The sequence below is a fragment of the Roseibium sp. HPY-6 genome, from assembly GCF_040530035.1.
Classification (GTDB): Bacteria; Pseudomonadota; Alphaproteobacteria; order Rhizobiales; family Stappiaceae; genus Roseibium.
In genome coordinates, this window is record NZ_JBEWCD010000003.1 from 889,985 (window position 1) to 904,191 (window position 14,207).

The window sequence follows — 14,207 nt, forward strand, 5'->3', positions numbered from 1 at the left end:
CAAGGGACAAGTCTCGTTTTCTTGCCCAGGATGTGATTGTCAGATTAACCTACGAGGCATCGGGTGCTCAGCGGTATTCGGATCACGGAGAATGACTTTATGATTGTCAGGCCGATCACGAAATACTTAGTGATATTATGGTTTTGCTGCAGTGCTGCGCATGCGGAAGTGTCGGTGACGATCGGCTACTTGGAACAGGTTGAAGTACAACCCCCGGTGCTCTCAAATCTCGACCCGGTTCCCGAAAACGAGGGTCTGTCAGGCGCCGAACTTGGCCTAAAGGACAATGCGACGACCGGTCGTTTTCTGAAACAGTCCTACTCGCTGGAAACGAGAATCGTGGATGTCGGCGGTGACTTTGAGGCAGCTGCGCGGGAGTTGCTTGCGTTGACGCCCTTTGTTGTCGTCAAGGCGCCCAGGAAGAATCTGCTGATGCTGGCTGACCTGCCTGAGGCCGGCAGTGCCATTTTGTTCAATGCAGGTTCTCCTGATACGGATCTCAGGAATGAAGCCTGCCGCGTGAACGTTCTGCATACTCTGCCTTCGCGCGCGATGCTGACGGATGCGCTTGCGCAGTTTGCGGTCCGCAGGAAGTGGACGGACTGGGTCATGCTGTCCGGACCAAATCCCAAGGATGAGGCCTTTGCGGACTCAATAGCAGGTTCGGCGCGCAAGTTCGGAATTACCATGAGGGAAAGCAAGGTCTGGGACGTGGATGCCGACATGCGGCGCAACGCTTTTCAGGAATTGCCACTGTTTACGCAGGATTTCCCGGAACACGATCTTCTAATTGTTGCCGACGAAACCGACGATTTTGGCCGCTATGTGCCTTTCAATTCCTGGGAACCCCGCCCCGTTGCCGGTACCGAGGGTTTGGTTCCTGCAGCCTGGGATCGAACCGTCGAGCAATGGGGCGCTGCCCAGCTTCAGAAGAGGTTCGAAAAGGGCGCCGAAAGACCGATGCGTCCGGTCGATTATGCGGCGTGGGCAGCCGTCAGGGTGATCGGGGAGGCGGTGACGCGCACCAATCAGGCGGAACCATCCGCTATCCGCGCTTACATATTGTCGGACGATTTTGAACTCGCCGGTTTCAAGGGCAGGCCGCAGACCTTCCGAACCTGGAATGGGCAAATGCGCCAGCCGATTCCGGTGACGCACGGGCGGGCCGTCGTGGCCCAGGCCCCTTTCGAAGGGTTCCTGCACCAAAGAACCGAGCTCGACACGCTCGGAATAGACGAGGCGGAAACCGCCTGTACAGCCTTCAGGGAGTGAAACATGCGCATCTTGTTGCCGGCCGTGTCGTTGGCGCTTGGTCTTGGCCTGTCTACCGCGACGGCTGACGAAATCTGGGTGTCGAACGAGAAAGATGACACGATCAGCGTGATCGACATTGATACGCTTGAAGTGGTCCGCACGATCGATGTGGGCGAAAGGCCGCGTGGCATAACCTTCGCGATCGATCATTCAGTTCTCTATCTGTGTGCGTCCGACAGCGACACTGTCCAGGTGATTGACCCGGAAACCGGCAAGATCCTGCACGAGTTGCCCTCCGGCGAGGATCCGGAGCAGTTCGTGCTGCATCCGGACAACCGGCATCTGTACATAGCCAACGAAGATGATGCGATCACCACCGTCGTCGACACGGAAACCCGGAAGGTAATCGCGCAGATAGATGTCGGCATCGAGCCGGAGGGGATGGCGGTGTCGCCCGATGGCGATATCGCGATCACCACGTCGGAAACCACAAACATGGCCCACTGGATCGACACCAAAACGCAGGAGCTCTTCGCCAACACAATCGTCGATCAGCGTCCGCGCCATGCGGAATTCACCCACGATGGATCCGAGCTCTGGGTCAGTTCCGAAATCGGTGGCACGATCACCGTCTTCGACCGCGAAAGCCAGACCGAGAAGGCCAAGATCAACTTCGAGATCCAGGGCATCCATCCGGACCGCGTCCAGCCGGTTGGCTTTGAAATGACCAAGGACGGCAAACACGTTTTTGTCGCGCTCGGACCGTCGAACCACGTCGCTGTCGTGGATCCGAAAACCTATGAGGTCACGGATTATCTTCTGGTCGGCCGCCGCGTCTGGCATATGGCGTTCAACGGCGACGAGAGCCTGCTTTTCACCACGAACGGCGTTTCCGGGGACGTGACCGTGATCGACGTTGCCGAGTTGGCCCCAATAAAAACGATCAAGGTCGGACGCTTCCCCTGGGGGGCGGCATACCGGCCAACGAACTGACGATTAATCCGGGAGGAACAGATGAAGCTTTTACTCGCGTGCGTGACCACATTCGCACTCCTCACAGCGCCTGTCATGGCTGACGGAGACGATGATGACGACGATGCGCCGACCTTCGGAACCGCCGGAATCCTGTCGCGCGACAACCGGGAAGACCTCCCGCCCCTGACACTATCCGCTGGTGTTCCGCTCAACGAAAGCGGAACGCTGGAGCTGAAGTCGGGCACCTATTACGAGATCGAAATCGAAGCCGACGGCAGCCAGGAATTGGCGCTCGCTGGAGCAGGATTTTTCAGAGCCATCTGGATCGACGAGATCGTGATTGAGGGGATCGAGATCCGGCCGCTCGGTGTCGACAGTCTCGAATTCGATGAAGCCGGAACCGCGGAGATAAGTTTCCTGGCAATCAAGCCCGGGACATACGATTTCGGTGTGCCGGGTAGCGAGCTTCAAAACCTGGAGATTACCATTAAGTGACCGCCCGCCTTGGCGTTCAGGGTGTCACCCATTCTTATGGCAAGAAGACTGCCCTGAACGACATCAGCTTTTCGCTCGAAAAGGGAATGTTCTGCGCGCTTCTCGGTCCGAACGGTGCCGGGAAGAGCACGCTTTTTTCGATACTGACAAGATTGTTCGTACCGGACGCCGGCGACATTGCGGTCGACGGATACTCGCTTGCGAAAGAACCGCGCCAGGCTCTGGCAAGGATCGGTGTCGTTTTCCAGCAGCCAACGCTGGATCTCGATCTCACAGTCTGGCGCAACCTGAAATACTTCGCTGCGCTACATGGTCTCTCGAGAAAGGATGCCGACCGGCGGATCACATCTGCTCTTGAACGGCTCGACATGGCCGAGCGCGTAAGCGAAAAAGTCCGGGCGCTCAACGGGGGGCACCGGCGCCGCATGGAAATTGCCCGGGCGCTGATCCACGACCCTGATGTGCTGCTGCTGGATGAGCCGACAGTTGGGCTGGATGCAGCCACGAGACAATCAATCACGCGCCATGTTCACCATATGGCAAGGGAGCAGGATCTGACAGTGCTCTGGGCGACCCATCTGGTAGACGAGGTTGACGACAGCGATCACCTCATCGTGCTGCATCAGGGCAAGGTCTGCGCGAGTGGCCGTGCGGGTGAGGTCGCAGGCACTTTGTCCCTGCAGTCCCGGTTTCTGGAATTGACGGGAGCCGGTGAATGAAAACTGCTCTGATCTGTCTGCTTGCGATTGTCCACCGGGAAGCGCTCCGCTTTGTGTCTCAGCGCGGACGTTTCCTGGCCGCTATCGTGCGTCCTCTGGTCTGGCTGATCGTGTTTGCAGCAGGCTTCCGCGCAGCGCTTGGCCTATCCATCCAGCCGCCCTATCAGACCTACATCACCTACGAGATCTATATCGTGCCGGGTCTGTGCGGCATGATCCAGCTCTTTTCGGGCATGCAGTCGTCTCTGAGCCTTGTCTACGACCGTGAAATGGGATCGATGCGTCTGCTGCTGACCAGCCCCATGCCGCGCTGGTGGCTTCTGTTCTCCAAGCTCTTCGCAAGCACCACGATTTCGATCTTTCAGGTCTATACGTTTTTGGCGATTGCAGCGCTCACGGGCATCAGTTTTTCACCCGCAGGTTACCTCGCACTCCTGCCCGCGCTGATCCTCAACGGTCTGATGCTGGGGGCGCTTGGGCTGCTGCTTTCCAGCACGATCAACCAGCTTGAAAATTTTGCCGGCGTGATGAACTTCGTCATCTTCCCGATGTTCTTCCTGTCGACAGCACTTTACCCCCTTTGGAAAATGGCGGAAGCCTCGACCATCCTGCGCGATATCTGCGCCTACAATCCGTTTTCCCACGGCGTCGAGCTCATCCGGTTTGCATTGTATGGCCAGGTCGACTGGTTTGCCCTTGTTTGGGTGCTGCTGGCATTCGCCGTCTTTTCCCTGGGCAGTCTTTGGGGGTATGATCCGGCACGCGGCATGGTTCGAAGAAAAACCTGAACGCGTCGGCCGGTTTTGGAAACAGGAGGCCATGGCATGAAGTTTCGTTGTGTTTCGCTCTTTCTCGTCGCCGGTATCTGGGGACAGGCCGCGCTCGCTGAAGAGGCCGACAGCGGCGGCACGCTCAACCCGGACGAAATGAGCCTGAGCAAGTCGCTGACCCGCGCCCTGGAGGGTGATGTTGACATGGTCATTTGCGCCCAAGGCTACATGCTGACCAAAAAGGGTGATCATGACGCGGCCCGCAAGATCTTCCAGACCTGTGCTGACAAGGGCTGGACGGGCACGATGACGTGGATGGCCTACATGGACCAGAACGGCCTTGGTGCGAACGAGGATCCAGAAGCCGCCGCCCGTTGGGACCGGAAGGCCGCTGAAGCGGGTGACCCGATCGGAGAATTCAACTACGGGCTTGATCTCCTGCGCGGCTATGGCGTCGAACAGGATATTGATCTGGGGCGGGAGTTCATAGACCGGTCTGCGCAGCAGGGGTTTGAAACCGCTGAAGAACTCAAGCAGCTCGATTACGACTGGAAATCCGTGACACCTGATGCCGACGAATGGAAATTCCAGCGTATATACTGAGCGTTCAGGAGCTCAGCGTCAGTTTGCAAGCGAGGTCGATCCGGAGCCCTCGACCGCTGGATTGAGCTGACCATATGCTTTTTCTCCGAGCTGGTATTTTTGCAACGCGCGTTGCAGCGCATTTTTGATCCAGCCCTTGGGAACAATATGACCGCGTTCATGCAGGCACAGCATCACCTCCTTGCCGCTCCGGCAGCCTGACCAGACCAGACAGTCGTGGCCGTTCAGCGTGACTTCGCGGTCCGGTTCCACGGTGCAGGAATTGGTGCGGTGCCAGAGATCAACGGCAATCGTCGGATCGCCGTCCGCTTTACGCGGAAGCTCCATGACGTTGTCCTTAAAGCCGTGAACATGCATGACGTTCACCGGACCGGTCGGGCAGGTAACCCTCTCCTGATTGTAGAGCGTGCCTGCAGCAGGCAGGATCCCGGCGATCAGGTCTCCGGCGTCACAGGCGACACGCCATGCCATGGCGGAGCCGTAGGAAAAACCTGTTGCGTAAATGCGTGTCTTGTCGATGGGATAGCGCTTTGCCACATCCGCAAGAACGGCACGGACAAATGGGACATCGCGATTGTCGCGTTCCCAGAAGTCCCACGTTCTGTGAAGGCCTTCGGGTGCGACCAGCAGGACCTTGTTCTCGTTAATGGCGCTCAGAACTTTCGGGTTCTTGAGGGGATGCTTGGAATCGCGTTTCCATCCATGGAAATGAATGAGCACCGGCAGCGCTTCCACACCGTCCCACCCCTCTGGTGGTTTGGCGCGATAGGGCCTTGCATCCACGCTGCAGGCGGCTTCCAGCCCGCAGGGGTAATCGGCGGTGGTGCTGTCTGCACCGGCAGAGCCAACGCCTGTGAACAGAAAAAAAGCACCCAAAACCGTAGAAAATTTCATAAGCACAGACCGCCGCGAAGGTTGTTCACGCAAAACACTATTGCGGTTGCGCATTGGGACCAATTCAAAACGCTGTTAGGGAAACCTGTGAGAAGCCTTCAATCCGCTGCCTGTGCGTTCGTCAGGACGGCTGGTCGGCCCTGGAGATAGGTAATCCGGTCGGAAAGGGCCGAGGCTTCGCTCTCCGAATGGGTGACCAGAAGGGTCGCTATGGGCGCCCCGTCCAGAAGATTGCGGGTCAGTGCGATCATTTCGGTAGCAAGCGCCTTGTCGAGTGATGCAAAGGGTTCGTCCATAACCAGAAAATCTGGCCGGGCGGCGAAGGCGCGCGCAAGCGCAAGGCGGCGTCTTTGGCCGAGTGACAGCTGATCCGGCAGATGTCCGCCCTTGCCGTCGAGCCCGACCCGTTGCAGTGCGGCCTCTGCGGCTTCGTCAGTCAGACCGACGATGAGCTTGAGGTTGTCCGCGGCAGTGCGCCAGGGCAGAAGCGTTGGTTCCTGAAACACCATTGCCAGGCGCTCCGGCCGCGTAACCTGTCCCTCGAACTCCGTGTCGAGGCCTGCTGCAATGCGCAGGAGGGTCGTCTTGCCGATGCCGGAGGGACCAAGAACGGCAACGCATTCCCCGGCGGGGATCGTCAGTGCGGCATTCCCGAGCACCTGCTGGTCATCAAAGGACTTGTTGCGGATATCGATCTCTATCATGCCCGGCGCCACCGGCTTGCGCGGCGCTCCCAGGGTTGAAGAATGGCAAACTCGATCGTCAGCATCACGGCGATGAACGAGAGGGCGTAGGTCAGCACCATCGCGACATCGAAGAGCTGGAAATATAGGTGGATCTGGAAGCCGACACCGTTTGAACGGCCCAGGAATTCCACCACCAGAACGATCTTCCAGATCAGGGCCGTGCCTGTTCGCGCGCTCGCCGCGAAGAAAGGTGCAAGCTGCGGAACAACGATGTGCCGGAAGCGCGTCAGACGGGTTACGCGAAAGATCCTGGACATGTCGTCGAGGGACGGATCGAACGTTCGGGCTCCTTCACGGATAAGCACCGTCACCATGGGGATCTTGTTGATCGCAACAGCTGTGATCGCCGCAACTTCCGTCAGACCGATCCAGAGGTAACAAAGCACGATGGTGACAAGAGCAGGCAGGTTCAGAAAAAACAGCAGCCAGGGATCGAGCCATGTGTCGAAGGGTTTCTTTCGGCCCATCAGCAGACCGAATGCCGTTCCGATGGCCATGGCGAGAATGAAGGCGGCGAGAACACGGCCAAGGGTGACACTCAAGTGAAACAGCAGCGGTCCGCCGGTCAGCTCGTTGAACGTCAGCCGGCCGATTTCGATCGGCGATGGAAGGATCTGAGGATCTGCCAGGGCGGCGGCGAAGGCCGACCAGCCCAGAATGAGCAGACCCAGCGATATCAACCGGGTCCTGACGGAAGCTGCAAATTTCGGATCAGCCTTCCGGGACGACAAACACACCCTCCGGCAACTTTGTCGCCGACCCGACGAGTTTTTCACCGCCAAGCCGGGCCATGACCTCAAGCATCAGTTCGGCCTGTTGTTCATCGACCGGTCCGGGTGCCGGGATGCCGGCAATAAAGCCTGCTTTCAGGGCTTCGAAATCGGCATCGCTCTTGGCTCGCATCAAAGGCCTGATGCGGTCGAAGGCGTCGGGGTCGTCTGCCAGAATGGTTTTGGCACCCCGCGATGCAGCCATGAAACCGCGCACGAGATCTGGCTGTTCCTTCAGCATTTTACCGTGAAAGACATAGCCGAGAAGCGGCGTTTCCGGGTCGAGGCCGAGTGCCTTGGCAGCATCTGCAACTGAAATCAGCTCGCGCATTCCCTTGGCTTTCATCTTGGCTGCGAAATGCCAGAAGTTGATAGCGCCGTCTGTTTCTCCGGAGAGCGCATTTTTGAAAATCAACGGCGGGGCACCGAATACCTGTTCCGTTTCCGCGGCAAGATCAATCCCGTATTCCTGTTCTGCATAGGCTCTCAGAATAAGCCAGCTTTTATCGACCGGTCCACCGGCGATACCGATCTTCTGACCAGCCAGATCCTTCAGGTTCTGGGCTTTGCTGTCGCTGGGAACCATCAGGCCGCCAACGGATTTGGAGTAGGGCACGAAGACATAATCATGCCCGTCGGCGCGTTGACGCGCGACCCAGAGCCAGTCTGCAACAACGATATCGGCTTCGCCTCCCTGAAATGCGATGCGGGTCGCGGGATTGCCCGCGAGACCCATGACCTCAAGCTGAAACCCGTTTTCGACATCCAGGCCGTTGTGCTTGATGGTGTCGAGTTCCCAGTTCACCGTTCCGACTTTCAGGACCGCGGCCTTCAGAACCGGCGTGTCCTGCGCGTGCGCGGCTGCGGTGAGCATCAGGCAAGAAAAGCTGGCAAAAAGCAGTTTGATGAGCCGATGCATGATTTCCTCCCGTATGTATTTTACCCCAGCTTAGCAGTCGTGAATTCGCAATGAATTGGACTTTCGGTCGGAAAGATTGCCCGGCTTTCAAATCGTTCAGGCACAGGTTACAGAAGCCTTGAGACGAACCAGAGCCGTCTTCCGGGCGGCTCCCGGCGGAAGTGTGAAATTGCTGCAACGCACAGAGCCGATTTCGCTGAATTCCGCCGATTGAAAGGTGCACTATGGTGCAATTCTCGCAATTGGGTGTTTCCACTAGACTGAAAATCAGGGAGGCGGCTTCGTGTGTTCATGCGGTTTCAGAACACGTCGCTCTGTCCGAACTGAATCTGGGAGGAGACAGGATGAGGAAGTTTTTCGCTATGGCAGCGGTCAGCGCTCTCGCGATGACCGGCGCACACGCCGATGTTACGGAAGAGGACCTGGCAAACGATCAGGCGACGACTGACAGCGTTCTGACCAATGGCATGGGCCGGGATCAGCAACGGTTTTCACCCCTGAAGATCATCACCAAGGACAATGTTCAAAACGTGGTTCCGGCCTGGGCGTTTTCACTGGGGGGTGAAAAGCAACGCGGTCAGGAAACACAGCCGCTCATTTACGACGGGGTTATGTATATCACCGGGTCGTATTCGCGGCTTTACGCGATTGACGTGAAGACCGGCGAGGAAATCTGGCAATATGATGCGCGTCTTCCCGAAGGCATTCTGCCTTGCTGCGACGTGGTCAACCGCGGCGCGGCCATCTATGGAGACAAGATTTACTTCGGAACGCTTGATGCGCGGATTGTGGCACTTGACCTGAAAACAGGTGATGTGGTCTGGCGCAAGAAAATCGCGGACTACAAGGCCGGATATTCCTATACGGCTGCCCCGGTTATCGTGAACGGCCTTATCGTGACCGGCAATTCCGGCGGCGAATTCGGGATAGTCGGAGAGGTGCAGGCCCGCGATGCGGAAACAGGCGAACTGGTCTGGACTCGCCCCGTGATCGAAGGCCACATGGGCACTTTCAAGGGCGAAGAAAGCACGATGACCGGCACGCTCAACGCGACCTGGCCGGGCGACATGTGGAAGACAGGCGGCGGGGCGACGTGGCTCGGCGGCACCTTTGACCAGGACACCAACACACTGGTGTTCGGTGCCGGCAACCCGGCTCCCTGGAACAGCTGGCTGAGGTCCGCCGGTAATCCGTCCGGAACCGAAGGCGACAACCTTTACGCGGCCTCGCGCATCGGCATCAATCCGGAAAACGGTGAAATCAAATGGCACTACCAGACCACGCCCCGCGAAGGCTGGGACTTTGATGGTGTCAACGAAGTCATTCCGTTCGTCGATGCAAGCGGAAACAAACGTTATGCGACCGCTGATCGGAACGGGTTCTTCTATATCCTGAACCGTGAAGACGGTGCCTTTGTCAACGCGTGGCCTTTCGTCAAACAGATCACCTGGGCGGAAGGCATCGGCGAGGATGGACGCCCGAAATTCGTCGAAAACAACCGTCCGGGCGATCCGAGCAAGGCGGCCGACGGCAAGAAGGGAGAAGTTGTCTTTTCCGTACCATCGTTCCTCGGCGGCAAGAACTGGATGCCGATGGCGCACAACCCGGATACCGGTCTCTTCTACGTTCCGTCGAACGAATGGGGCATGGATATCTGGAACGAGCCGATCACCTACAAGAAAGGCGCTGCCTATCTCGGATCCGGCTTTACCATCAAGCCCATCTTCGAAGACTACATCGGTTCGCTGAAAGCGATCGACCCCAATACCGGCGAGATCAAGTGGGAACACAAGAACAACGCGCCCTTGTGGGGCGGTGTCATGACCACGGCGGGTGGCCTCGTCTTTACCGGTATGCCCGAAGGACAGTTCAAGGCCTTTGACGCAGATACCGGCGAAGAACTCTGGTCCTTCCAGACCGGCTCCGGTATCGTTGGTCAGCCGATCACCTGGGACATGGACGGCGAGCAGTATATCGCTGTTGCCTCAGGCTGGGGTGGTGCGGTTCCGCTGTGGGGCGGTGAGGTCGCCAAGAAAGTGAACTACCTGAACCAGGGCGGTTCAATCTGGGTGTTCAAGCTGCCCAAGCAGCTGGCATCGTCGAATTAAGACGGAACGGTTCGACGCTTCCGGCGGCTGTCTGCCGGAAGCGTCCCGTCTTCGATGCGAAACAATCGCACGCAAGAACCTGTCGGCACCCATCGTCCGAAACCGGGAGGCAAGGGATCATGTCAATCATGGCTGACGGCGCCACCAAATTCTTGATTATCGACGATCATCCTCTGTTTCGGGAAGCACTTCACAGTGCGGTGGAACTTGCCTATCCGAATTCCGATACACAGGACGCAGCTTCGCTGGACGATGCATGCGAATTGCTGGATGACGATGCAGGTTTCGACCTTGCACTTCTGGACCTGTCCATACCCGGTGTGAAAGGCATGGACGGGCTCCTGCATTTGAGAACCCATTATCCAAGGCTTCCCGTTGTGGTCGTGTCCGGCGCCGAAGACCCGCCCATCATCGCCCAGGTGATGGCTTACGGTGCCGCCGGGTTCATTCCCAAATCGTCGAAAAAGACCACGCTGGCAGAGGCGATCCAGCAGGTCATGAACGGCGCGACTTACCTGCCCGAGAACTACACCGATGCGGAAGACGAGCCGCTTGACGACCAGACGCGGAAAATGATCGAACGGCTGTCGAGCTTGACGCCGCAGCAGATCCGGGTTCTGCAGATGATCTGCAGCGGGCTCTTGAACAAGCAGATTGCCTATGAATTGCAGGTTGGTGAAACCACGGTGAAAGCCCATGTTTCCGAGATTCTGAGGAAACTGTGTGTCTCAAGTCGCACGCAGGCCGTTATCGAAGTCAAGAAACTCGAAGCGCTGGGGACGACGGATCCCTTTGACACTGCGGCATCCGCGAACACCAATCCTGGTTTCAGGCCGCTGCGGCATCACAGTTAGGCTGACCAGGCGCGCTGTTTATTTGCCTGAATTGATGAGATGTGTTGCCAGAGCCCGCAATTGTGCGGGCTTTACAGGTTTGGGCAGATGCTCCACACCGAGCGCCTTCGCATGTTCCGCAAGGCCCTGGGACGCATCGGCAGTTGCCAGAATCGCCGGGATGCGGGCGGGCAGCACCGCAAACAGGCGCTCCAGTGTGTCCGTTCCCAGATGCCCGAAATCCAGATGATGGTCGGCAATGATCAGGTCGGGCAGCCAGGAATTGTTGTCCAGGGCTTCCAGTGCCTGGGGTGTCGATCGCGCAATTCTGTAGTAGCAGCCCCATTTGGACAGCAGACCGGCCATGGCCTCCAGAACGGCGGGATCGTTTTCGATCACGAGGATTTTCTTGCCGGTGAGATTGGCGTTGGCTGGAATTGAAGGCGAGGGAGCAGGCGCAGTGGCCGCAATCGATGGCGGCGCATCTGCCCGTTTCGCTCGAATGCGGAAGACGCTTCCCTTGCCGGGTTTCGAGCTGACACTGACCTCGTGTTTCAGCGCTGTCATCAGCCTGCGGACAATGGCAAGCCCAAGGCCCAGACCGGTTCCGTGTTCCGCGTCCCCTTGCGGCAGCGGCCCGCGATGGAACTCTTCAAAGATCTTTTCCTGCTGGTCTTCGTGAATGCCCGCGCCTGTGTCGATGATTTCAATTGAAATGCTGTCGCCCTGCCTGCGCGTTCCGATCAGGACGCCGCCGCGGTCGGTGTACCGGATAGCATTTGTGATCAGGTTCTGGAGAGCCCGTCTGAGCATGAGGCGATCCGTGTAGACGCAATCGTTGGTAACAGCGACGCGCAGCCGCAATCCTTTCTTCTGTGCAATGGGCCGCAGATCCGACAGTACGCTCGCCAGGATCGGCGGTATCGGCACGGAGGCAAACCGCGGCGTCGTTACCCCGGCGTCCAGCTTGGAAATGTCCAGCAAAGTGCGGAGCAACTCGTTCATGGTGTCAAGCGAGCGTTCAACCTGATCGACCATTGAGCGGGCCTGATCCGAAACCTGCAGATCGTAGAGAGACGAGATGGTCAGTTGCGCCGCATTGAGCGGCTGCAGGATATCGTGACTTGCTGCGGCGAGAAATTGTGTTTTGGAGCGATTGGCGCGCTCGGAAATATCCTTCTGGCGGGCAAGCTCGATATTGGTTTCTTCCAGCCGGTGAAGTGCCGACGTCAGTTCGTCGGTTCGCCGCCGCACCTGGCCTTCCAGCGAGATTGCCGTCTGGAACAGCGAAAAGGCGTTGCGCTGCTGGTCCATGGCCTGTTCGACCCGGTCCACAAGCGCAGCGTTGATTTTCTGCAGGCGTATGACGTCGTCGATGTCGGACAGGCTCATGTGCGCTCTCCCGTGTTCTGCGCGGGCCGGGCAAAGGCGATGCCCGTGAAAGTCTGGTTAAGGTGCATGGACAGATATTGTTCGCCGTAGGTGTTGAAGCCCACGACATTGTATTTCTGATAGATCTTCTGAATGCGCTGTGTCGCCTGCCGGTTCTGGGCGTCGATCCTGCGAAGAACACAATCGAAGCCGAGTACGAAATCGACATCCCCGATTTCCCGCACAACGTTCTCGAAAGCTTCGTTGGTCGACCGGGTCATCCCCGTAGGTTCCGCGACCGTCAGAACGATGCCGTCGTCGATCGCGCAAAAGAACGAGAGCGATCCATCCGCATTCATCTTCTGAACAGATCGGCAGTAATATTCGCCGCCAACGCGCACAACGAGCGGATGGGACGCAAAACTCATGGGTGACAGCGAGGACGGGTCGATGCCGACAGCCCGGGCATATTCCGTCGCCGCCTTGGTTGCGTTGAATTCATAGATGATGCGGCGCTCCGGGTCAGAGCGCGTCACCACCAGCTTGCGCTCCGTCGGTACGAAGTTGTCGGTTTTGAAAATCTTGAAGGGAACAGCGCTTTTGAAAAACAGCACAAGCGCACAATCGTCCCCGATGTCCCCATTGTGAATAAGCGACGTTTGCGTAAACCGCATGCTGTCTCCCGCCGAGCCGCCGAGAAGGGGGATGTCTTCCAGCGCCCAGTGCAGCGCAGCGGTAACCATTTCTTCGACAACGGACATGCCGTCGATGAGGCAGACTGCGAAAATTTCGCCCTGATCAGCATCCTTGCCAAGATTGTTGCTGGCACGCTCGAACGTCTGCCTGGCTTCCTTCACCTGGGCGACGATACGATCGAACCCGATCGAACGGATCCCGTCTATCCGCACTGTCGTTGCAAAGAAGTTGTTTTTCGGAAAGAGGACGGCCAGACACTGACCGGTATCGCTTTGCGGACCGCCGATCTCGCCTGCCGTGGAACAGGCGGCATAAACAAGACCGGATGCATGCTCGGACATCCGGTTTCTGATGAGCTCTGGCGGAAAGCAGTCTTGGGAAAAAAACAAAAGGCCAAGGGCAAACTGCCCGGATCGGGCAGCTGTGCCGATATCAACCCAGAATGAGTGGTCCTCCGGCTGGTTGGTCGTCAGAACCAACACGCCGCACTCGTGCCGCGTCCCTAACCTTGGGCTCAATCTCTCCTCCCAGGCACCAGGCTCCCGTTTTTCCGGGATGTCAGATGCCGAGCCCAATTTGTAGCGCTCGAACCTGAGCCTTGTAAAGCGGGCCACGACCCGGCCTAAAGTACAGTGTACAGCTGCCTTGCTCTGCTCTTTTCTAAAGATCAACGACTTTTGAAATATTCCGGTGGGAGGACACTATGGATATGTCGGGCAGCCAGGTGATACCGGCCGAGCGGGAGGCGGTTTGGCGCGCACTGAATGATCCGGAGGTTCTGAAGGCCTGTATTCCCGGCTGTGAAAGTCTGGAAAAGACTTCCGACACCGAGATGAACGCGCAGGTCACCACGAAGATCGGGCCGGTCAAGGCGAAGTTCAAAGGTGCTGTTACCCTTGAAAACATCAAAGCTCCGGAAAGCTACACCATAACCGGTGAAGGCAAGGGCGGCGTGGCCGGCTTCGCCAAGGGGTCCGCTGACGTCAAGCTGGAAGAAGACGGTGCTGAAACTGTGCTGACCTACGAGGCGAAGGCACAAGTGGGTGGCAAGCTT

The 14,207-nt window shown here is 57.9% G+C and carries 15 protein-coding genes; 9 read left to right on the forward strand and 6 right to left on the reverse strand.

The window, feature by feature from the left end; genetic code table 11:
- Positions 1-174: 174 nt before the first annotated feature.
- Genes ABVF61_RS30155 through ABVF61_RS30180 form a run of 6 tightly spaced genes read left to right on the forward strand, consistent with a single transcriptional unit; the run spans position 175 to position 4,816 of the window.
- Positions 175-1,272 carry a lanthanide ABC transporter ABC transporter substrate-binding protein PedA1 gene (locus tag ABVF61_RS30155; RefSeq protein WP_353997304.1) on the forward strand — a complete coding sequence of 366 codons (1,098 nt, stop codon included), beginning with the start codon at positions 175-177 and terminating at the stop codon, positions 1,270-1,272.
- Between the two features lie 3 nt (positions 1,273-1,275).
- Positions 1,276-2,247 carry a YVTN family beta-propeller repeat protein gene (locus ABVF61_RS30160; protein ID WP_353997305.1) on the forward strand — a complete coding sequence of 324 codons (972 nt, stop codon included), beginning with the start codon at positions 1,276-1,278 and terminating at the stop codon, positions 2,245-2,247.
- Between the two features lie 21 nt (positions 2,248-2,268).
- On the forward strand, positions 2,269-2,724 hold the full coding sequence (locus tag ABVF61_RS30165; protein ID WP_353997306.1) for a cupredoxin domain-containing protein: 456 nt from the start codon (positions 2,269-2,271) through the stop codon (positions 2,722-2,724).
- The gene (locus ABVF61_RS30170; RefSeq protein WP_353997307.1) at positions 2,721-3,443 is read left to right on the forward strand and encodes a lanthanide ABC transporter ATP-binding protein PedB/LutE; all 723 of its coding nucleotides are present in this window, start codon (positions 2,721-2,723) and stop codon (positions 3,441-3,443) included. The genes ABVF61_RS30165 and ABVF61_RS30170 overlap by 4 nt, the downstream gene beginning before the upstream one ends.
- The gene (locus ABVF61_RS30175; RefSeq protein WP_353997308.1) at positions 3,440-4,231 is read left to right on the forward strand and encodes a lanthanide ABC transporter permease protein PedC; all 792 of its coding nucleotides are present in this window, start codon (positions 3,440-3,442) and stop codon (positions 4,229-4,231) included. Before ABVF61_RS30170 ends, ABVF61_RS30175 begins: the two co-directional genes overlap by 4 nt.
- A gap of 36 nt (positions 4,232-4,267) precedes the next feature.
- Positions 4,268-4,816 (forward strand): tetratricopeptide repeat protein, encoded by a 549-nt coding sequence (locus tag ABVF61_RS30180; RefSeq protein ID WP_353997309.1) that lies wholly within the window; start codon positions 4,268-4,270, stop codon positions 4,814-4,816.
- Positions 4,817-4,834: 18 nt separating this feature from the next.
- Here ABVF61_RS30180 and ABVF61_RS30185 read toward each other — a convergent pair whose 3' ends face one another.
- The 4 genes from ABVF61_RS30185 to ABVF61_RS30200 all read right to left on the reverse strand — a co-directional run bounded on the left by ABVF61_RS30185 (position 4,835) and on the right by ABVF61_RS30200 (position 8,145).
- Positions 4,835-5,710 (reverse strand): CE1 family esterase, encoded by an 876-nt coding sequence (locus ABVF61_RS30185; RefSeq protein ID WP_353997310.1) that lies wholly within the window; start codon positions 5,708-5,710, stop codon positions 4,835-4,837.
- Between the two features lie 98 nt (positions 5,711-5,808).
- A complete protein-coding gene (locus tag ABVF61_RS30190) occupies positions 5,809-6,414 on the reverse strand; it encodes an ATP-binding cassette domain-containing protein (protein WP_353997311.1) in 606 nt (201 codons plus the stop codon).
- Complete coding sequence (locus ABVF61_RS30195) at positions 6,411-7,187, reverse strand: ABC transporter permease (RefSeq protein WP_353997312.1); 777 nt, start codon at positions 7,185-7,187, stop codon at positions 6,411-6,413. The genes ABVF61_RS30190 and ABVF61_RS30195 overlap by 4 nt, the downstream gene beginning before the upstream one ends.
- Complete coding sequence (locus tag ABVF61_RS30200) at positions 7,168-8,145, reverse strand: ABC transporter substrate-binding protein (protein WP_353997313.1); 978 nt, start codon at positions 8,143-8,145, stop codon at positions 7,168-7,170. Before ABVF61_RS30200 ends, ABVF61_RS30195 begins: the two co-directional genes overlap by 20 nt.
- 344 nt (positions 8,146-8,489) lie before the next feature.
- Here ABVF61_RS30200 and ABVF61_RS30205 point away from each other — a divergent pair, with 344 nt between their 5' ends.
- Both ABVF61_RS30205 and ABVF61_RS30210 read left to right on the forward strand, forming a co-directional pair.
- Entirely contained in the window at positions 8,490-10,253 is a 1,764-nt protein-coding gene (locus ABVF61_RS30205) for a PQQ-dependent methanol/ethanol family dehydrogenase (RefSeq protein ID WP_353997314.1), read from the forward strand.
- A gap of 119 nt (positions 10,254-10,372) precedes the next feature.
- Positions 10,373-11,107 (forward strand): response regulator, encoded by a 735-nt coding sequence (locus ABVF61_RS30210; RefSeq protein WP_353997315.1) that lies wholly within the window; start codon positions 10,373-10,375, stop codon positions 11,105-11,107.
- A gap of 18 nt (positions 11,108-11,125) precedes the next feature.
- Here ABVF61_RS30210 and ABVF61_RS30215 read toward each other — a convergent pair whose 3' ends face one another.
- Positions 11,126-12,478 carry an ATP-binding response regulator gene (locus tag ABVF61_RS30215; protein ID WP_353997316.1) on the reverse strand — a complete coding sequence of 451 codons (1,353 nt, stop codon included), beginning with the start codon at positions 12,476-12,478 and terminating at the stop codon, positions 11,126-11,128.
- The gene (locus ABVF61_RS30220; protein ID WP_353997317.1) at positions 12,475-13,671 is read right to left on the reverse strand and encodes an FIST N-terminal domain-containing protein; all 1,197 of its coding nucleotides are present in this window, start codon (positions 13,669-13,671) and stop codon (positions 12,475-12,477) included. Before ABVF61_RS30220 ends, ABVF61_RS30215 begins: the two co-directional genes overlap by 4 nt.
- A gap of 185 nt (positions 13,672-13,856) precedes the next feature.
- On the opposite strand from ABVF61_RS30220, the gene ABVF61_RS30225 reads away from it, so the two are divergent.
- Positions 13,857-14,207, forward strand: a 351-nt coding sequence (locus tag ABVF61_RS30225; RefSeq protein ID WP_353997318.1) for an SRPBCC family protein, incomplete at its 3' end; no start/stop codon positions are given.